The organism is Negativibacillus massiliensis (genome assembly GCF_900148495.1).
GTDB lineage: Bacteria > Bacillota > Clostridia > Oscillospirales > Ruminococcaceae > Negativibacillus > Negativibacillus massiliensis.
In genome coordinates, this window is record NZ_FTRU01000008.1 from 118,584 (window position 1) to 138,936 (window position 20,353).

The following is a 20,353-nucleotide window of genomic DNA, read 5'->3' on the forward strand; positions in this document are numbered from 1 at the left end:
GTTTATGTATGTGTTTGAAGATTTAATGAAAGTATTAAAGGACAGCAACAGGCCTTATGATTTTGACAAAATCACCGAGGCTTATCGTTATGCGGAAAAAGCGCACGATGGACAGATGCGTCAGTCCGGAGAACCATATATCACCCACCCGATAGCCGTCGCTCAGATTCTGGTGGAACTGGGAATGGATACCGAGACCATCTGTGCAGGACTTTTGCACGATGTAGTGGAGGACACATCATCCACGATTGAGGAAATCAAGAAAATTTTTGGCGCAGATGTTGCTTTGATGGTGGACGGCGTCACCAAGCTGACAAAACTGTCCTACTCCAGCAAGGAACAGCGTCAGGCGGAAAACGTCCGTAAGATGCTGCTTGCAATGGCAAAAGACGTGCGCGTTATTATCGTAAAGCTTTCCGACCGTCTGCACAATATGCGTACTGGTGAGTACTGGAAAGAATATAAACGCCGGGAAAAAGCACTGGAAACAATGGAAGTTTATGCTCCGCTTGCTGACCGACTGGGTATCCGTCCGATCAAGGAAGAGCTGGAAGACATCTCCCTGCGTTTTCTGGACCCGATTGCCTATGAAGAAATTGAGCGTTTGCTCAAGCTTAAAAAGGACGAACGGGAAAAGTTTTTGGAAACCATCCAGCAGAAGATCAAGGAACGCTTGGACAAGGAACACATGAAGTTCTTCCTGCAAAGCCGTGTTAAGAGCATTTATGGAATCTACCGCAAGGTATATATGCAGGGCAGAAACTTTGATGAAATTTACGATGTTTATGCGGTGCGCGTTATTGTAGATACTTCTATCGAGTGCTACTCGGTTCTGGGTATCATGCACGATGAGTTTACCCCGATTCCAAAGCGTTTTAAAGACTATATTTCTACTCCAAAAGCAAATATGTACCAGTCCCTGCACACAACGGTGCTGGATAAGGAAGGCGGTATCCCGTTTGAAATTCAGATCCGTACCTGGGATATGCATTATACCGCAGAATATGGTATCGCTGCACACTGGAAGTATAAGGCAGGTATTGAAAAGAAGGATAAACTGGAAGAAAGACTGGCTTGGGTTCGTCAGCTTCTGGAAGTCCAGCAGGATTCGGGCGATGCACAGGATATTGTTCGCTCAATCAAGTCGGATATCGCGCCGGAAGAATGCTTTGTCTTTACACCAAAAGGCGATGTCATCAATCTTCCGACCGGTTCGACTGTAATCGACTTTGCTTATGCCATCCATTCCGAGGTCGGCAACCGCATGACCGGAGCGAAGGTGGACGGCAGAATCGTATCGCTTGATTTTAAACTGGAAACCGGTATGATTGTTGAAATCATCACCTCAAAAGGTCCGGGCAACGGTCCGAGCAGAGACTGGCTCAAGATTGTTAAGACCAGCGAAGCAAGAACCAAGATCCGTGCATGGTTTAAAAAGGAACGCCGGGAAGAAAATATCATCACCGGTAAGGAAGAGCTGGAGCGCGAATTCAAACGCAATCTCATCAATGTTCCGGAAGAGGATTTTGAAGAGTTTGTTATGGGATTTGCCCGCCGTCAGCATATCAATACGCTGGACGACTTTTATGCTGCTATTGGTTATGGTGGCGTTCTTCTTTCTCGTTTGATGCCTCGTGTGAAGGAAGAATTCCAGAAGGCTTACCGTTCGGTAGCGGATGAGCAGAAAAAAGCGGCTCTGGTACAGCAGCAACAGCAAACCGCAAATAAAAAACAGAGCAAACCGACCAGCGGAGTTATCGTGGAAGGACTGGACAGTTGCCTTGTCAAATTTGCAAAATGCTGTAATCCTCTGCCAGGCGATCCGATCATTGGTTTTATTACCCGCGGCTATGGTGTATCCATCCACAAACAGGATTGTGTCAACGTGCTTAACTCCTCGGAAGAAAATGAAGGCCGATGGGTCAGAGCAGAGTGGGCATCGGTGGTGACTTCCGAAAAATTCAAATCTACCATCGATATTACCTCTCAGCCGAGAGATACCCTGCTTGCGGATGTCAGCATTACCTTGAGCAACATGCATATTCCGCTGCATTCACTGATTGCCAAGGAGAGCAAGGATCATTCTGCCATTATGATTCAGGTCACCGTTGAAGTAAACGGCGTTGACCAGTTAAACTATCTGCTGAATTCCCTACGTTCGATCAAGGGCGTGGAGGATGTCAGAAGAACCATTCAGTAATATTACAATAAGACGGAGAAATTAATTTATGAGAGCACTGATTCAGAGAGTAAAACATGCAAGCGTAACCGTTGAGGGAAACTGTATTGGAAAAATTGAAAAAGGACTGCTGGTTCTGCTGGGAGTTGGCCCGCAGGACACCGAAAAACAGGCGGATTTCCTGGCAGAAAAATGTGCGAACCTTCGCATCTTTGTGGATGAAAACGACAAGATGAATCTGTCGCTGCTGGATATCGGCGGTGAGATGCTGGTTGTTTCCCAGTTTACCCTGTATGCAGACTGCAAACATGGCAGACGTCCATCCTTTATCGGAGCAGCAGCACCTGCAGAGGCAGACAGACTGTATGAATATTTCCAGCAGAAAGTAAAGGATGCTGGTGTGCAGAATGTACAGCACGGTGAGTTTGGCGCAGACATGAAGGTTGAACTGTTAAACGATGGTCCAGTTACCATCATGCTGGACACCGATGAGATCATGCCGAAAAAATAGATCGGGAAGGGAGCAGAAAAGAAATGAATCTGGAAATTATCCACGTAGGATTGCTTGGAACCAACTGCTATATCAGCTGGGATGAAGATAAAAACTGCGTCGTAGTTGACTGCGGCGGTGATGCTGACAAGGTAGCAGATTTTATTCGGGAAAAAGGACTGACTCCGACCCATCTGCTCCTGACACATGGTCATGGGGACCATATGGGAGGGGCAGCTGACTTAAAAGAGATCTTCCCTCAGATCAAGATCGTTCTGGGCGAACGCGACCTGGAAATGATCGGTGACGGAGAAAAGAGTATGTCAAATGCAGTGGCTCCTTATGCAAAGCCGTTTACACCGGATATTCTGGTGAAAGAAGGCGACCAGATTACAAGTGGAAATACGGTTTTCACGGTTATGGAAACACCGGGACACACACCGGGCGGTATTACTTATTTTAAGGGAAATGAGATGTACTGCGGAGATACTCTGTTCCAGGGAAGCATGGGAAGAACCGATCTTTATGGCGGTGATGATACAGCAATGTTTGCTTCCTTAAAGCGTCTGGGACAGCTGGAAGGATACTATAAAGTATTTCCGGGACATGGAAGTGCAACGAATCTGGACGATGAAAAAGTTGCCAATCCGTTCTTAAGAAGAGCAATCAAAATGTAGTGAGCAAAAGGAGAAAAAACAGCATATGAATATAAGGAATGTCGGTCACAGCATGAAATATGAGGCGGAATGCGTTGCAATGCTGTTTTTTCCGGATGAAAAAATAGTTACCGCCCAATATGAGGCAGGTGCCGTTTTGCCGCAGGATGAAGATTTTATCGAAAATCGTCTGGAAGACGGTGTGATGAAGGTTACCCTGTTTTTAAACGGGGAACTTTCCTCGATGAGCCAGCCGGTTTTACCGGTGGCAAATTCCCCTTATGAAGAGGCGGAATTTATCATGTGCGATATGATGTATCAGCTTCTCAGCCGTGCGACCGGTGTGCAACCTGCATGGGGAATGATTACCGGTGTACGTCCGGTAAAGCTGTTCCACAAGCGTCTGGATGCAGGGAAAAGCCCGGAAGAGACAGCAAGGGAGTTTGCTGAGCACTTTCATGTGAGCCAGGAAAAAATTGAGCTTGCGCTGGAAACAGCCAAGCACGAGGCACCGATCTTAAAGGAAGCGACCGACGACACCTACAGCTTATATATTTCGATTCCATTTTGTCCGTCTCGATGCAGCTACTGTTCTTTTGTATCGCACGATATTGCAAGCAAGCGGGCAAAGGAAATTCTGCCAGTCTATGTCGATAAGCTCTGTGAAGAGATAGAGTCGATCGGCAAAACGATGGCGAAGATCCCGATTACCCTCACCACCGTTTATTTTGGCGGAGGAACCCCGACCATTCTGTCAGCAGAGCAGCTTGATCAGGTTTGCCGCGCGGTGGAGGAAAACTTTGATCTGTCCCGTTTAAAAGAATATACGGTAGAGGCAGGACGTCCGGATACCATTACCAGAGAAAAACTGAAAGTACTTAAAAAGTACAATATTACCCGTATCAGCATCAATCCTCAGACATTAAATGATGAAGTGCTCAGAGGAATTGGCAGAAAACATACCGCTCAGGAAATTATCGACTGTTTCTATATGGCGCGTGAAGAAGGTTTTGATGACATCAATATGGACCTGATTGCAGGACTGCCGGGAGATACTGTCGAAGGTTTCTGCGATACCATCGACCGCATTATTGCGCTTGATCCGGAAAATATCACAGTACATACCTTATCCATCAAGCGAAGCGCAAAATATGGTGCAAGCTGGGAAGAACGCAAAAAAGCGCTGGAACTGGGCTGTAAAGTTGGTCAGATGGTCTCCTATGCACAAAGTCATCTGATGCAGGGCGGATGGATGCCGTATTATCTGTATAAACAGCGCAACACGCTGGGCAATCTGGAAAATACCGGATACTGCAAAAAAGGGTACGAAGGCAGGTATAATATCTATATCATGGACGAAACCCAAACCATTCTTGCAGCGGGCGGAGGATCGGTAACCAAGCTTAAATCCAACCGTACCGGTAAGCTGGAAAGAATCTTTAACTACAAGTATCCGTATGAATATGTCGAATTGTTTGACGAAGTTTTAAAACGTAAGGAAAGAGTGGTGGATTTCTTTGAGGAAAATAGACCCGTTTCACTACGGAACGATTGAGAAGGACGAGGTAAATCAGCAGGCAATCCAAAACTATTTTCAGCTGATTGATCAGGCAGAGTCCTTTTATCATAAACAGATCCATGCGGTGGTAACCCAGATGTCAGAAAATCGGGATAAAACGGATATTATCTGTTTGTCTGGACCCTCTGCATCGGGTAAGACCACAACAGCCTATACACTTGCAAGAAGCTTCCAGAGCAATGGAAGAAAGGCAAGAGTTATCTCGTTGGACGATTTTTATTTGAATACCAATCAGACACCCTTAAACCGTAAGGGAAAACCAGATTTTGAAAGCATCTATGCATTGGATATTGAGCGGATCAATCGCTGCATTGACGAACTGGTAAACAAGGGAAAAACCATCATTCCAACCTTTGACTTTCACACACACAGCCGCTTGGAAGGCGGAGAGAAGGAAATTATTATTTCCGGCGATGATGTTGTAATCATCGAGGGATTGCATGGGCTCAATCCTCTGCTGACTCAGGTCGTGGGAGAGGATAAAGTAACCAGAATATTTGCAAGTGTCCGTTCCCGTTTTAAAGATCATGACAGGGTAATCCTGACACCACAGGATGTTCGTCTGATGCGCCGTATGGTGAGAGACCGAAACAGCAGGAATACAACGCCGGAGGAAACAATGGCGATGTGGGATGAAGTTTGTGAGGGAGAATCGCAGTATATCAACCCATATCGTGACAGTGCTGACTTTAAGCTGGACACTACCCTTGACTATGAACCGAATATCTTCCACAGCTATTTGCTGCCATTTTTGGAAGATCGCAGGGGGATTGCACCGGAGCATTACCGCAAGCTGGATGATCTGTATCAGAGGCTGGATGAGTTTTTTGATATCAACGATGTAAATTGTATTCCGCAGGACAGCGTAATCCGTGAGTTTATAGGAAAAAAAGAAGAAAAATAAAATCAATATATAAACAGGAAAGGGGCAATCAATATGAGTTTGAATTCATTAAATTCTCTGCTGGATAAAGCAATGTCGGTAGCAAACGTGGCAGGAAAAAAAACAGAGGAAATGGTTGAAGTTTCCAAGCTGAAACTGCAGGAAGTTTCCCTCAACGCAGATCTGCAAAACTGCTATGAACGTATCGGTTCGCTGGTTTACCGCAGCAGAAAATCCGGTCTGGATAATGAGGCAGAGATTACAGAAATCATTTCGCAGGTAGATGATCTTCTGCAAGAACTTGCACAGATTCAGTCCAAACGGGAAGAACTGAAAAAAGTAAAGAAATGTCCAAACTGCGGCGCTTCCTGCAGCGTAGATTCTCATTTCTGTTCCCGCTGCGGCATGGTACTGCATGAAGAGACAGATTTAACTGTTCCAGAAGCAGAAGAACAGCCAGCTCAGCCTCAGGAAACACAGCCTGAGAATCAGCCGGAGGAAAAATCCGAAGAAAAGCCGTTAATTGAAGAAAACCTGTAAAAAAAGGACCGGTTTATCCGGTCCTTTTTTATTTGGGTATGGAGAACTTAAAAAAAGCATATAATGAGAAGAAAAGAATTTTTTTGAGGCTTTTTTAAGAAAAGATTTACAGAAAGAGAATTGAAGAAATTGGGAAGGTATGGTATCTTACTGAACATGACGGATTTTGGAGAAGGCGGGTGAACAGGTGAAAAAGGAAAGTCAGAAGCAGGGATTTGTGCAGGGCGCAATGATTTTGATGATCGGAACTGTGACGGTTAAAGTGGTGAGTATGCTGTTCAAGATTCCGGTCAGCAATATGCTGGGGGGAACAGGATACTCCTATTTTACCAATGCCTATGAGATTTTTAACCTGCTTTCGACCATTGCCGCGGCAGGTTTTCCGGTAGCGGTGTCCAAAATGGTATCGGAAAACTGTGTACTGGGAAGATATCGTGATAACCGGCGTATTTTCAGGATTTCCAGAATGTTCTTTTTGGTCACCGGTTTGGTATGTATGGTGATCATGGTGCTGGGAGCAGGGCAATTTGCCGCAATGATTCCAAACCCAGGAGCAAAACTGTCGATTATGTGTTTGGCTCCGGCGGTGCTGACCTGCTGTTTAATGTCGGCATATCGGGGATACTATCAGGGAATGCAGAACATGTATCCGACCTCGATTTCACAGATTATCGAGGCTGTCACCAAGATGATTTTCGGTTTGGGGCTGAGCGGTGCGGTACTCTATCTGACCCAAAGAGAGTACCAAAATACGCAGACTGTCCTGGGAGTTTCTTATTCTTCCTACGAACAGGCGCAGGCAGTCATCGCACAGATCGCGAGTGCAGCGGCTGTACTGGGCGTGAGCCTTTCCACAGTAGCGGGGTTATTATACCTGGTTTTCCTTTGGAAAAGAAAGGGAGACGGCGTACAGGACAGTCTGGTGATGCATGCGCCAAAGCCGGAAGCATCTTCTCAAATTTTAAAGAAGATTGTGATGATCGGTGTTCCGGTATGTATGGGTTCGCTGGCAGTAAATCTTTCCGGCTTTATTGATATGATGACCGTGACCGGAAGGCTTGACGATGTTATGAATACAGCGCCTCAGGCGCTGCTGAGTGGCTTTGGAGAGCTGATTCCACAGATTGAGGTTACTAATCAGACAGTGCACAACTATCTTTACGGGGCATATACCGGAAAAGCAGAAGTTATTGCTAATCTTGTACCGGCACTGACCGCAGGGCTTGCAGTCAGCGCACTGCCAGCAGTGGCGGAGAGCTTTGCAAGAAACAACCGTCTGCGCACCCAGAAAAGCGTACAGATGGTGCTTCGCATGACGGCAATCATCTGTATTCCGGCAGGATTGGGAATCAGTGTCTTGTCAGAGGAAATCTGCCAATTGTTCTTTGGTTATAGCAACGAGGTGGCAATCGGAGCGCCGCTCCTTGCAGTTTTGGGAATTGCTTCTATCTTTATTGCCATGACTGCGACAACAAACAGCTTGCTTCAGGCGGTGGGCAAGGTTTCTCTGCCGGTCAAACTGATTGTGCTGGGCAGTATCATAAAGCTGGGGATGAACTATATCCTAGTTGGAATTCCACAGCTTAACATTCGTGCAGTACCTTATTCCACTCTTGTCTGCTATGTGGTGATTACGCTGATGAGTTTGATCGCATTGTACCAGACAGTTGGAAGCCTGGAATTATTTTCCTCTTTTGGAAAACCTTTGCTGGCAGCGATATTGTGTGCAGCCACTGCAAGAGGAGTGCAGAATCTGCTGGATGGATATACACAATCCCGCTTTGCAGTGCTGATTTCGGTGGCTACGGGTGCGCTTGTTTACCTTTTGGCCCTGCTTTTGCTGCGTGTAATCAAAAAAGAGGAGCTAATGACCCTTCCAAAGGGTGAAAAAATGGCAAAAATACTTGAAAAGTACTCGCTTTTAGGGTAATATATATAAAGTCGCAAAAAAGGAAAAACCGAATTTGTCGTCTGAAAGCATAGGAGTGTGATATTGTGGGCGTGTCTTATGAACGAAAAGATAAGTATGACATCAATGACCTTCTGCAGATCATGGAGATTTTAAGAAGCGAACAGGGATGTCCATGGGACAGAGAACAGACTCACGCATCGATGCGCAAAGATATGATCGAAGAAGCATACGAAGTATGCGAGGCGATCGACCTTGATGACCGTGATTTGCTCAAAGAAGAACTGGGAGATGTCCTGCTTCAGGTGGTTCACCATGCACGAATCGAAGAAGAACAGGGAACCTTTAATTTCCAGGATGTGTGTGATGGAATCTGCAAAAAACTGATTCTTCGTCATCCGCATGTATTTGCCGATACTCAGGTCAGCAGTACCGGTGAGGTTTTGCAAAACTGGGAGCAGATCAAAGAGGAAAGTAAGGGACAGACGACCAAGACCGAAACTTTGGTAAGCGTTCCAAAAACCTTCCCTGCGCTGATGCGCGCGCAGAAAGTACAGAAGAGAGCCGCAAAAACAGGCTTTGATTATCCGGATCTGTACTGGGCAATGGGAGATTTGGAAAGCGAACTGGATGAATTGCAGTGCGCGATTGAGGATGAAAACCCGCAGCAGTGTTTTGAGGAACTGGGCGATGTACTGTTTTCGGCAGTCAATGTTGCGCGCTTTTTGAAGGTTGATTCGGAAGAAAGCCTGAACGCGTCGACTGAAAAATTTATAGACCGTTTTCGCAAGGTAGAGGAACTTGCTAAAGAGCAGGGAATCGAACTTTCCGAAATATCCATTCAGGATATGGATAAATTGTGGAAACAGGCAAAGAAAAAGTAAAAAAGGTGTTGACGGCACAGCCTTGGTGGGAACATCGGCTTGCGGGAAAAAGAACACCTTTGGATAAAACTTTTGCGGGATTTTCCGCAGAAATTTTATGAAAGAATGCATTTAAAATGGAGGATAACAAATATGACTAAAGCAGAACTGATCAATGCCGTTGCACAGAAAACAGAACTTTCCAAGAAAGACAGCGAAAAAGCAGTTGTTGCTGTAATCGATGCAATTTCTGAGACACTGGCTGCTGGCGAAAAGGTTGCTCTGGTTGGTTTTGGCACATTCGAAGTAAAAGAGCGTGCTGCTAGAGAGGGTATCAACCCAAGAACGAAAGAGAAAATCGAAATCCCAGCATCCAAACTGCCAGTATTCAAAGCTGGTAAAGCTCTGAAAGAAGTAGTTTCCAAATAAGGGAATTTTACAAAGAAATTGCCTTAACGGGTAGATTGCAGCTCCGGAACGATGCCGGAGCTGTTGTTTTTATCAGGGAAGGAGAAGCAATATGAGACTGGACAAATATCTGAAGATTACCCGACTCATCAAACGCCGTACTGTGGCAAATGAAGCCTGTGATGGCGGAAGAATTCTGGTAAATGGTAAGGTGGCAAGAGCTTCCTATGCGGTAAAAGAAGGGGACACCATTGAAATCCAGATGGGTAACCGCCCACTCAAAGTACAGGTGCTGTCTGTCAGCGAATATGCGACCAAAGAAAGTGCTGCACAGATGTACCGGGTAGAAGAATAATTTTCTAAAGACAACAAAGCTAAAATCGATTGGCTCCTATTCATCGATTTTGTAAAATACGACAATTTTTTTGGAACCTCGTTGACAGAAAAATCAAAAGGGGTTATCATATCGTCATAAACGAAAACAGCCTTATCAAGAGTGACAGAGGGGACAGGCCCTGTGAAGTCCGGCAACCTGCAAAGCGGCGGCTTTGTAAGGTGCCAAATCCTGCGGGTAAGCCGAGAGATGAGGAAGCAATGACTCGATCTCAGCGGTCGAGTCTTTTTTCATGTCCAAAAACATGAGAAATTTACCTCGAACAAGCTGCGTGCTGTTTGGTTTATATAAGAATCAAGACAAAAGAAACGAAAAAGAAAGGAACGAGAAGCAATGGCAAAATACTTATTTACTTCTGAATCGGTTACTGAAGGACATCCGGATAAAATCTGCGACCAGATTTCTGACGCAGTACTTGATGCAATCCTCGAAAAAGATCCAAACGGCCGTGTTGCATGCGAAACCGCAGTTACCACCGGTATGGTAATGGTAATGGGTGAGATCAGCACTAACTGTTATGTAGACATTCCAAAAATCGCTCGTGAGGTAATCCGCGAGATCGGTTACGACCGCGCAAAATTTGGCTTTGACTGCGATACCTGTGGTGTTATCACCTCGATCGATGAACAGTCCGGTGATATCGCAATGGGTGTTGACAAGGGTCTGGAAGCAAAAGAGACCGAAAGCAATGAAGAGGACAACGGTGCTGGCGACCAGGGCATGATGTTCGGTTTTGCATGTGATGATACACCAGAGCTGATGCCAATGCCAATTTCTCTGGCACACAAACTTTCCAAACGTCTGGCTGAAGTTCGCAAGAACGGCACTCTGCCTTATCTGCGTCCAGACGGCAAAACTCAGGTTACCATCGAATATGAAAACGATGTTCCAGTTGCAGTAGAAACCATCGTTATCTCCAACCAGCACTCCCCAGATGTTGAGATGGAGCAGATTCGTGCAGATATCAAGAAACACGTTATCGATGTTATCGTTCCAAAAGAACTGATGAGAGAAGATACCAAGATCTTTATCAACCCAACCGGACGATTTGTAATCGGTGGCCCTCAGGGAGACAGCGGTCTGACCGGAAGAAAGATCATCGTTGATACCTACGGCGGTATGGGTCGTCACGGCGGCGGCGCATTCTCCGGAAAAGACCCGACAAAGGTTGACCGTTCCGCAGCTTATGCAGCAAGATATGTTGCAAAGAATATCGTTGCAGCAAAACTGGCAAAACGCTGTGAAGTACAGCTGGCATACGCAATCGGTGTTGCACAGCCTGTTTCCATCAACGTAAACACCTTTGGTACCGGTACTGTTGCAGATGAAGTTCTGGAAAAAGCAGTAGAGAAAGTATTTGATCTGCGTCCAACTCAGATCATCAAAACTCTCGACCTGCGCCGTCCAATCTACCGCAATCTGGCAGCTTACGGCCACATGGGCAGAGAAGATCTCGGTGTAAACTGGGAAAAGACCGACAAGGTTGAAGCTCTGCTGGCTGCTGTAAAATAGTATTTTTATATTGAAAAAGATCCCCTGTTGTGCGTGGGCACAGCAGGGGATCTTTGTATATTGGCTGAATTTTGCAAAGATCTGTTGTGAATGATTACAATTGTGGAACGATGGAGAAATCGTTATAATGGTAATATAAAGAAAAGCATAACAGATTAGCAGGAGGTGTTCGGTGTGAAAAGATGGTTTTCATTGATTTTGATTGGTATGATGATTTTGTCAGGATGTACACAGCAGGCAGAACAGAAGGAAAATCCAAGTTCGGAAGCTGAGCCAAAAGAAGAAAGCGTACAGGAAGAGGAACTGATCATTGGTTTGTCAAAACCAATGCCGGACAGAGTGGAACTACCGGAAGTTGAGGAGGAGCTCAAAGAAATCAATGATCAGCACAGCGTTGTGCTGAATGGCATTTATGATATTTATAATCGAAACTGGGATAACCCAATGAAAATTGACCCGAATAAATTTGTCGTTTATTATCAGTACCTGCGCTCCCGTTTCCCGGAAGTAAAGGAAGAGGAAACAATTATCAAAACAGATTCGGCAAAACTTGTTGGACAGGAATCGTTGGAGAAGGTAGTTACCGCTCATTTTGATGTTCCAGTGGAAAGAATCAGGGAAGCGGACTGCTATGATGAACAAAATCAGGGATATGAGATGGAAGGAATCGGCGGAGGAGGAACTTTCCAGATTGTGGGCGCACAGGAGGAAGGCAATCAGCTGGTGATGGAGTATCAGCTTTATGACGCAGATAATATTCCAATTGCCTTTGGTACGCTTGTTGCTGAGAAAGAAGGAGATTCCTGGAAATATCGTTCCATGACAGGGGAAGAATATATTGCAAGCGCTTTTGAATATCCAGCTTCCTATGGAAAGACCTGTCAGGATGGAATCTGTCGAATTAGTACAGGAAAAGGAATCAGCGCCGAGGTAAGTAACCGTACCTGGTATGGAGATAAGCTGGAAGATATTATCGAGTTTTACAAAGAAAAGCTTAAAGTGTACAACGCAGAAGGCAAAGAATATCAGCCGGACGGAGAAAACAGCTGGGGCTATAACGGAAGCTATTATCAAGGACAGGCAATTTGGATTGAAGTTCTTCCGGAAGGTGATGGATATCAGATTTTCTATCGGGTAGAACAACCAAAAAGACAGTAATTTTTGTGGATGATTGATAGAAAATAAAAGTTTTTGCTTTATTTTTATGGGGAGTGGTGCTATAATTTAAAAAAAATCTGGGAGGGAAACAGATAATGGAAATTTTGGAAAAGACAATAGCACAAATTCGAGAACAGTTTGGACTGGCAGGAGGCATTCTGGTTGCAGTCAAAGACGGTAAGGTCCTGTTAAAAGAGAGCTTCGGCTATGCAGACGCAGAAGCAGGAAAGCTCAATGACAACAAGACTCTGTTTCAGATTGCATCCTGTTCCAAGGCATTTACCACCATGGTTGCAGGTCAGCTGTGCGATGAAGGCAAGATGACCTGGGATACTCCGGTAAAACAACTGATGCCGGACTTTAAAATGATGGACAAATATGCCGAGGAACACGTGACCCCACGTGATATGGCATGTCACCGCACTGGATTATGCCGTCACGATGTCATGAGAACCTTTGTTCGGGAGGACAGAGCAGATCTGGTTCGCCGTATCGCTTATTTCCCGCCGGCATTTGGTTTCCGCGAAAAATACAGCTACCAGAACCAGATGTATGTTGCACTGGGCTACCTGTGTGAGCGTCTGACCGGTAAGACCTGGGAGGAACTGCTCAAGGAAAAGATCGGTGACCCGCTGGGAATGGATATGTACTTCCGAGGAATTGATACCATCGAAGACAAGAACGCTGCAATGCCATACAGCCAGCAGGACGGCAAAATTTACCGGGTTCCAGAGGTTGTAGGTAAGGCAAGCAATCCATGCGGCGGACTTTATACCAATTTGGACAGCTTGGAACGCTGGATTCGGATGCTGGCAAACGGAGGAGAACTTGATGGCAAACGCATCATCAGTGAAAAAGGCTTTGCAGAATTAATCAAACCAAATGTCTGCATCCCGGGACGTTCGGCACATCCGGCAGAGCTGCAGAAATCCTATGCACTTGCATGGATTACCGCAGTTTATAAGGGTCATCCAATTGCATTCCATTCCGGTTCCACCAACGGATTTAACTCGATGGTCGGATTCTTCCCGGAAGAAAATGCAGCATTTGCTCTGTCGGTTAATACCGTAGACACACCAGCATACAACTGCCTGAAATATCTGCTGTGTGACCTGATTCTCGATGATGTAGCGGACGATTATTCCTTCCTCATCGATGCTTACAAACGCAGCGTAAACCTTGGTCCTGACTATACCGAGGAAGAAAAGAAAACCGTTGCATTGAGTGAGCAGGAAGCGCAGAAGTTCATTGGACAGTATTACAATCCAGGCTACGGCGTGATGGAATTTATCTATCAGGACGGCCATCTGCGCCAGCATTATGGATTGATGGATCAGGAGTTTGATTATCTGGGAGACGGAAAGTTTGTCGGCTTTGAGGTTATGGATACCCGCACTTACCGCGCAAACTTCAATGAGGACGGCAATCTTTGGATGCGTCTTTCCACCGATGCAGTTTGTCCAATCTTCTTTGAACGAGTAAAATAGCAAATAAAAAGAGGACAGGTTACTGTCCTCTTTTTTAACCGAAATTTTGGCGAGGGGGGAGAAAAATGCTCTATGAACAGATTGTAAGCAGCGAGCCAATTAATAAGGGATGGTCGGTCGATCAAAAATATTGTGTGATGCTGTCAGACGGTCAAAAACTTTTGCTGCGGATTACGCCGTATGAAAAGCAGAAAAATCGAAGACAGCTGTATGAGCTGCTGCAAAGGGTGGAAACGCTGGATATCCCAATGTGCCGAGCACTGGAAGTCGGAACGTGTGAAGATGGAGAGTATCTTCTGTACGGATGGATTGAGGGAGAGGATGCGGAAGAAATAATCCCGAAGCTTTCTAAACAGGAACAGTACCACCTTGGAATTCAAGCAGGAGAAATTTTAAAGAAGATACATTCTATTCCAGCACCGGACGATACGGAGGAATGGGAAGTTTATTTTAACCGAAAGGCGGACCGAAATATCGGACGATATCAGAACTGTCCAATTGCGCTGGAAGGGGCAGAAGATATCCTCAATTATCTCAGCCAAAACAGAGATTGTTTGAAGAATCGGCCGCAGAGCTTTCAGCATGGAGATTATCACATCGGCAATATGATGATGCGGGACGGGGAGCTTGTCATCATCGATTTTGACCGGTTTAGTTTCGGTGACCCGTGGGAAGAATTTAACCGCATTGTCTGGTGTGCGCAGAAGGTTCCGTTTTTCGGAGCAGGGATGCTGGACGGTTATTTTGATTTTGCAATCCCCGAAGCTTTCTGGCGGTGTCTTGCTTTTTATATCGGAAGCAATACCCTTGCTTCCATCTCCTGGGCGATAGATTTCGGAGAGGGAGAAATTGCCGTCATGAAACAGCAGGCAAAAGAAGTTCTTTGCTGGTATGATAACTTTAAAACGGTTTATCCTGGCTGGTACTTAAAATGTAAAAGAGAACTGAAGATATAAAAAAACACCTTCCGAAAGGAAGGTGTTTTTTTGCATGATTGTAGTGAGATTGTTTGCGCCGGAGGCGAATAAAAAGTTTTGTGGGGGTAAACAGCGCAAATGTGCTGTGGGCAACGTCCCTGTGACACTTAACAATAAATCACCAAAATGATAGAAACGGATTTCAGCCATCAAAAATCATCCACCGGATAATTTTTGAGATTAATTTGTGATTACAATCAACTTTCGAGAACTTTTTCTCTTGCAAAAAGTTCTCGAGCTCTCAAAAATGCGCTTTTACGGATAAAGTGTTTCGCTCGTTGCGACGAGCGACTAAAGGCTCTGCCTTTAGAATCCGCGAGCTTTTTGTAAAAAGCTCGACCAAAAACTTCTGTTTTTAATGTAGTTTACAGCTTTACTCTGCCAAAAAACGGGAGTAGAGTTCACCCTTTTTGAATCCGGTCTGACGGGCAACATCCTTTGCCGCTTTGGAAAGAGGCTCTCCCTTATCGACAAGCGCCTGAATCAGTTCCAGTGCCTGCTCAAAGGTAAGGCTCTGCTCTTCCTCCACCATTCCTTCGACTACCAGCACAAATTCTCCTTTTGGTGCTTTCTCCTCAAAGAGAGCAACTGCCTGCGAGAGGGTGGTGCGGATAACTTCCTCATAAATTTTGGTCAGTTCTCTTGCAAGGGTGATTTTCCGGTCACCCAGAACCTGATACATCGCGGATAGAGTGTCACACAGCTTGTGCGGCGCTTCGTAGAAGATGATGGTGCGCTTTTCTCGCTTGAGCTCTTCCAGACGTTCGAGACGGGCGTTTTTCTGTGGATTTAAAAAACCTTCAAACACAAATTTGGAGGTGGAAAGTCCCGACAGAGCCAAAGCAGAGATTGCTGCACTTGGTCCAGGGATTACAACGGTATCGATTCCATTTTCTGCGCACAGGCGAACCAGATCTTCCCCAGGATCGGAGATGCAAGGCATTCCAGCATCGGTGACAATAGCACAGGTCTGACCGGAAAGCAGGCGGGTGATAATCTCACCGCCCTTTTCGCGGGCATTGTGTTCATGGTAGCTGACCATGGGCTTTTTGATTTCAAAATGGTTTAACAGTTTTAAGGTGACACGGGTGTCTTCGGCAGCAATAAAGTCAACTTCCTGAAGGGTCTTTACTGCGCGGACGCTCATGTCCTCCAGATTGCCGATCGGTGTGCCGACCACATATAACTTGCCTGACATGTTGTTCCTCATTTCTGATTAAAAATCGGCTTTTAGATCAGCCGGTAGATTTTTTTGAGTTCTGTGGAGAAATCGCCGTTTTCATCCTGGATGATAAGCGGTTGTTCTACTTTCAAGAAACGGTTACCGCCTTTGCGTCCCTCCACCAGAAAGAGCCACGGTGCGGTATCTCCGCGTTTTTGCACAAAGCGTACACGCTTTGGTTCAATCTTTTCTTTGCGCATCGCTTCCATAACATCAAGGAGGCGTTCTGGGCGCTGACAGATGCACAGCCTTCCTCCAAATTGGAGCAGTTTTGCAGCGGCTTTGCAGACATCTTCAATCGAGCACATGGTCTCGTGGCGAGCGATGATGTCGCTGCTGCTTTCGCTTAGAATGCCATGATTTGCCTTTTTATAAGGTGGATTACAGGTAACCACGTCAAAGCTGCCAAAGGGAAGCTTTTCCTTCAGTGCAGACAGGTCGGAAAGATCTGCCTGTACCGGGATCATCTGCTCACCAAGTCCTGCGTTTTGCACAGTAAAAGTAAGCTGTTTCACTGCAAGCTCCTGAATATCCACACCATATGCTTTTTTAGGAGCCTCAGCTCGGTCCCGAAACCACAGCAGTGGGATAATACCGCAGCCGGTTCCAAGGTCACAGGCAAGGTCTTTGCGGCGGACGCGAGCAAAGTCCGAGAGCAAAAACGCATCGGTACCGAAGCGGTGATCTTTGGTAACACAGATGGACAGGTCATCCGAAAGTTTTTCCATGGTATAGTCAAAATCCGGCATGATTAAAACCTCTGCATGGATGGCACAACAAAGCCGTCAACCAGCTTGTCCAAGTAATCAAAGGATTTTCCGGTTCCGATTGCGACGCAGTCAACGGGATCTTCTGCAATGCGGGTAGGAATCTTAGTCTGTTTTTCAAGCAGTTTGTCCATGCCGTGCAGCAGGCTTCCGCCGCCTGTCATGGTGATTCCGTTGGTATAGATATCGCCGACCAGTTCCGGTGGAGTTTTTTCGATAACCTCTTTGACTGCGGTGATGATCTGTTCGGTCTCCTTCATGATGCAGTCATAGAGCATCGAGCGGCTGATTTCGATGCTGCATGGGAGTCCGGTGGTCAGATTGCGTCCTTTTACTGTAGCAGAAACATCTTCATCCGGTTCAAAGAACACGCTGCCAACGTTTTGCTTAATCTGATCAGCCATCTTTTCTCCAATCAGCACGCCGTGGCTAGCGCGAACATATTTGATAATAGCATCGTTGATGGTATCGCCGGCAACCTTGATGGATTTTTTATTGACAATACCGTTTAACGACAAAACAGCAATATCGGTGGTTCCGCCGCCGATGTCAACAATCAGATTGCCGTTTGGCTTTTCAATATCAATCTGTGCTCCAATTGCCGCCGCAACAGGCTCCTCAATGAGGTAGACTTTTCTTGCACCGGAAGAGATCGCAACGTCGATCACGGCGTTGGATTCGACGTTAGTGATTCCGGATGGAACGCACAGTGCGATCCTCGGTTTCACCAGACTGTCCTTGCAGATTTTTTTGATGAAATATTTGACCATTTCCTCGGTCATTTTATAATCGCAGACAACACCCTTGGATAACGGGCGGACTGCTTTGATGTGGGAAGGGGTTTTCCCGATCATTTTATATGCTTCTTCTCCGACACTGATGACAGTCTCGGTTTTCATGTTGACAGCAACAACAGAAGGTTCCTTTAATACGACACCTTCTCCGCCGATATAAATAATTACAGTGGCGGTTCCCAAATCAATTCCGACGTCCACATGGCACCATCCTTTTCTTTTGTGGTTATATCCATTACATTCATATTTGCGTTATTTATTATAGAATAGATTTTCCCTGATTTTCAAGGGCTTTTGTCAGGAAATTATTCTTCTACCTCGCCCAGAAGCATTTCTTTTAAGTTGGTATAACGAACTGTTTTACGGTCATTTGCAATCATTTCGGCGATCGTCTTTTCCTGTCCCAGCAAAATCAACCTGCTTTTGGCGCGGGTGACGGCAGTATAAAGAAGATTTCGGTAGTGCATCTTGCTCTTATAGGAGGAAAGCGGCATCACGACCGCTTCAAATTCGCTGCCCTGACTTTTATGGACCGTAATAGCGTAGGCAAGTTCCAGTTCCGGCGACATCTCGAACAGATATTCTGCAACGCGGTCATCAAACCGGATCAACATCATTTTGCCGGGACGGTCGATGCGTTCGATAAAACCGATATCACCGTTATAAATGCCCATGCCTTCCTCACCGTTGTCTCGCTGCCAAAGGATATCATAATTGTTTTTAATCTGCATGACCTTGTCGCCGACACGAAACTTTCTGCCGTTGTTTTCAAATTCACTTTTTTGAGGAGAAGGCGGATTTAGTGTCTGCTGAAGCATTTGATTGAGCGTGTTTGCCCCCACCGCTCCGATTCGGGTCGGAACAATGACCTGAATATCGGTGGTAGGGGAATATCCATAGCTTTTGGGAAGCCTAGTTGCCACCAGATCGAGGGTAGTGTTTCTTACCTGTTCGGCAAGCTCTCGTTTTAAGAAGAAAAAGTCATTGTCGTGCCGCTTTAAATCCGGCATCTGCCCGTGAACGATGGCATGAGCGTTAGTGACAATCAGGCTCTGCTGTGCCTGACGGAAAATCTCGGTCAGGCGCACCTGCGGGACGATCTCCGATTCAATCAGGTCGCGCAGGACGTTTCCAGGACCAACCGAAGGCAGCTGGTCGCTGTCTCCAACCAGAATTAGTCGGCAGTGCATCTTGAGCGCGCAGATAAGCGAGCGCATCAGGGGAATATCCACCATCGAAGTCTCGTCCACGATTACCGCATCAAAGGGAAGCGGATTTTTTTCATTTCGTTTAAAGTGAAGGGCGGAGGGATTTGCAAAATCCACCTCCAGCAGGCGGTGGATGGTTTTGGCATCCTTTCCGGTTACTTCAGACATTCGTTTGGCTGCTCGTCCGGTTGGAGCGCACAAAGCGACTTTGCTGCCGCTGTCCTCCAGAAGTTCGATGATGGCGTTGATGGTGGTGGTTTTACCGGTACCAGGACCACCGGTCAGAATAAAGATCTGGTGGGAGATTGCCTGCAGGATAGCTTCCTGCTGAAGAGAAGCATAGGAAATCCCATTTTTTTCTTCCAGCTGGGCAAGCTTCTTTTTGGCACCGAGCAGATTTTCTTCCCCAGCCATGATCATGAATTTAAGGCGGGACGCAATAAAGCGTTCAGCTTCCAGGTATTCTGGAAGATAGCAGTAGGCACGCCCGTTTACATCGACATTGATAATCTCTCTGCGTCTGAGCAGTGCCTGCATTGAGTTTTCCACCATCACCTGACTTTGTGAGAGCAGATTTTGAGCGGTTGGAATGAGTTTATCCATCGGCAGACAGGTATGACCGTTAAAAAGATTGTGGCGCAGGACAAACTGGATTGCTGCTTCGATGCGGTAGGAGCTGTCCAGTGGAATATTCAGCTTTCTTGCAATCTGCTCACACTGATCAAAGTCCATGCCGATTTCCTCACAGCACAGAAGATAAGGGTTTTCTTCAATCATCCGCTGTGCCATGGTTCCCCATCGTTTCCAGATACTGATGGAGGAGGAAGAATCGATTCCAAATTGGGAGAGAAACAGCATGATGGAGCGCATCCCGAACATCCGTCCCAGCTCTTCTTTGAGCTTTTGACATTTGGCAGGGGAAATTCCCTGAACCTGAGACAGGCGTTCCGGTTCTTTTTCCAGTACGGTCAGGGTATCATCACCGAACTGAGCTACCATGCGGGATGCCAGCACCGGGCCGATTCCTTTGATGGCACCGGAAGAAAGATAGCGCAGAATCGCGGCGGCAGAGGAAGGGAGTTTTTGCTGGGCGGCAACCGCTTTAAACTGGGTTCCATAGCTTGGATGGGTGCGGAAATTGCCGTGCAGGGTCAGGATTTCTCCTTCCCCGACTGCAGCAAGTTCCCCGACCACCGTGATCAGTTCCCCGTCCTTATCCAGCTCTAATACTGCAAAGCCGGTCTCTTCATTTTTATAGACCACGGTTTCCACCGTTCCGCTGATTTCCACTAAATTTTCTTTCTGCATACCGTTTTCTCATACCCTT

The 20,353-nt window shown here is 46.2% G+C and carries 18 protein-coding genes and 1 riboswitch; of the genes, 14 read left to right on the top strand and 4 right to left on the bottom strand.

What is annotated here, in order from left to right:
- The first annotated feature begins 4 nt into the window (after positions 1 to 4).
- The 14 genes from BQ5375_RS06665 to BQ5375_RS06730 all read left to right on the top strand — a co-directional run bounded on the left by BQ5375_RS06665 (position 5) and on the right by BQ5375_RS06730 (position 15,014).
- A complete protein-coding gene (locus BQ5375_RS06665) occupies positions 5 to 2,200 on the top strand; it encodes a RelA/SpoT family protein (RefSeq protein ID WP_022131865.1) in 2,196 nt (731 codons plus the stop codon).
- A 28-nt stretch (positions 2,201 to 2,228) separates the two neighbouring features.
- On the top strand, positions 2,229 to 2,690 hold the full coding sequence (gene dtd / locus BQ5375_RS06670; RefSeq protein WP_022131866.1) for a D-aminoacyl-tRNA deacylase: 462 nt from the start codon (positions 2,229 to 2,231) through the stop codon (positions 2,688 to 2,690).
- A 23-nt stretch (positions 2,691 to 2,713) separates the two neighbouring features.
- On the top strand, positions 2,714 to 3,346 hold the full coding sequence (locus BQ5375_RS06675; RefSeq protein ID WP_022131867.1) for an MBL fold metallo-hydrolase: 633 nt from the start codon (positions 2,714 to 2,716) through the stop codon (positions 3,344 to 3,346).
- A gap of 25 nt (positions 3,347 to 3,371) precedes the next feature.
- Positions 3,372 to 4,880, top strand: coding sequence for a coproporphyrinogen dehydrogenase HemZ (hemZ, locus tag BQ5375_RS06680; RefSeq protein ID WP_022131868.1), 1,509 nt, complete (start codon positions 3,372 to 3,374; stop codon positions 4,878 to 4,880).
- The gene (locus BQ5375_RS06685) at positions 4,843 to 5,808 is read left to right on the top strand and encodes a uridine kinase family protein (RefSeq protein WP_022131869.1); all 966 of its coding nucleotides are present in this window, start codon (positions 4,843 to 4,845) and stop codon (positions 5,806 to 5,808) included. The genes hemZ and BQ5375_RS06685 overlap by 38 nt, the downstream gene beginning before the upstream one ends.
- A 33-nt stretch (positions 5,809 to 5,841) precedes the next feature.
- A complete protein-coding gene (locus tag BQ5375_RS06690; protein ID WP_022131870.1) occupies positions 5,842 to 6,327 on the top strand; it encodes a zinc ribbon domain-containing protein in 486 nt (161 codons plus the stop codon).
- 187 nt (positions 6,328 to 6,514) lie between these two features.
- Positions 6,515 to 8,257, top strand: coding sequence for a putative polysaccharide biosynthesis protein (locus BQ5375_RS06695; RefSeq protein WP_022131871.1), 1,743 nt, complete (start codon positions 6,515 to 6,517; stop codon positions 8,255 to 8,257).
- A gap of 71 nt (positions 8,258 to 8,328) precedes the next feature.
- The gene (gene mazG / locus BQ5375_RS06700; protein ID WP_076918101.1) at positions 8,329 to 9,120 is read left to right on the top strand and encodes a nucleoside triphosphate pyrophosphohydrolase; all 792 of its coding nucleotides are present in this window, start codon (positions 8,329 to 8,331) and stop codon (positions 9,118 to 9,120) included.
- Positions 9,121 to 9,192: 72 nt separating this feature from the next.
- A complete protein-coding gene (locus BQ5375_RS06705; protein WP_407716866.1) occupies positions 9,193 to 9,528 on the top strand; it encodes a non-specific DNA-binding protein Hbs in 336 nt (111 codons plus the stop codon).
- A gap of 91 nt (positions 9,529 to 9,619) precedes the next feature.
- Complete coding sequence (locus BQ5375_RS06710; RefSeq protein WP_022131874.1) at positions 9,620 to 9,862, top strand: RNA-binding S4 domain-containing protein; 243 nt, start codon at positions 9,620 to 9,622, stop codon at positions 9,860 to 9,862.
- Between the two features lie 129 nt (positions 9,863 to 9,991).
- Positions 9,992 to 10,097, top strand: a riboswitch (SAM riboswitch).
- Positions 10,098 to 10,234: 137 nt separating this feature from the next.
- Positions 10,235 to 11,413: a methionine adenosyltransferase gene (gene metK / locus BQ5375_RS06715; RefSeq protein ID WP_022131875.1), complete on the top strand. Its 1,179-nt coding sequence runs from the start codon at positions 10,235 to 10,237 to the stop codon at positions 11,411 to 11,413.
- Positions 11,414 to 11,587: 174 nt separating this feature from the next.
- Entirely contained in the window at positions 11,588 to 12,571 is a 984-nt protein-coding gene (locus BQ5375_RS06720) for a hypothetical protein (RefSeq protein ID WP_022131876.1), read from the top strand.
- A 95-nt stretch (positions 12,572 to 12,666) separates the two neighbouring features.
- Positions 12,667 to 14,058, top strand: coding sequence for a serine hydrolase domain-containing protein (locus BQ5375_RS06725; RefSeq protein WP_022131877.1), 1,392 nt, complete (start codon positions 12,667 to 12,669; stop codon positions 14,056 to 14,058).
- Positions 14,059 to 14,123: 65 nt separating this feature from the next.
- The gene (locus tag BQ5375_RS06730) at positions 14,124 to 15,014 is read left to right on the top strand and encodes an aminoglycoside phosphotransferase family protein (RefSeq protein WP_022131878.1); all 891 of its coding nucleotides are present in this window, start codon (positions 14,124 to 14,126) and stop codon (positions 15,012 to 15,014) included.
- 394 nt (positions 15,015 to 15,408) lie between these two features.
- Here BQ5375_RS06730 and rsmI read toward each other — a convergent pair whose 3' ends face one another.
- The 4 genes from rsmI to recD2 all read right to left on the bottom strand — a co-directional run bounded on the left by rsmI (position 15,409) and on the right by recD2 (position 20,334).
- On the bottom strand, positions 15,409 to 16,233 hold the full coding sequence (gene rsmI / locus BQ5375_RS06735) for a 16S rRNA (cytidine(1402)-2'-O)-methyltransferase (RefSeq protein ID WP_022131777.1): 825 nt from the start codon (positions 16,231 to 16,233) through the stop codon (positions 15,409 to 15,411).
- A 32-nt stretch (positions 16,234 to 16,265) separates the two neighbouring features.
- Positions 16,266 to 17,006: a tRNA1(Val) (adenine(37)-N6)-methyltransferase gene (locus BQ5375_RS06740; protein WP_022131776.1), complete on the bottom strand. Its 741-nt coding sequence runs from the start codon at positions 17,004 to 17,006 to the stop codon at positions 16,266 to 16,268.
- Positions 17,007 to 17,008: 2 nt separating this feature from the next.
- The gene (gene mreB, locus BQ5375_RS06745; protein WP_022131775.1) at positions 17,009 to 18,019 is read right to left on the bottom strand and encodes a rod shape-determining protein; all 1,011 of its coding nucleotides are present in this window, start codon (positions 18,017 to 18,019) and stop codon (positions 17,009 to 17,011) included.
- Positions 18,020 to 18,123: 104 nt separating this feature from the next.
- Positions 18,124 to 20,334 carry an SF1B family DNA helicase RecD2 gene (recD2, locus tag BQ5375_RS06750; RefSeq protein ID WP_022131774.1) on the bottom strand — a complete coding sequence of 737 codons (2,211 nt, stop codon included), beginning with the start codon at positions 20,332 to 20,334 and terminating at the stop codon, positions 18,124 to 18,126.
- Between the last annotated feature and the right edge of the window lie 19 nt (positions 20,335 to 20,353).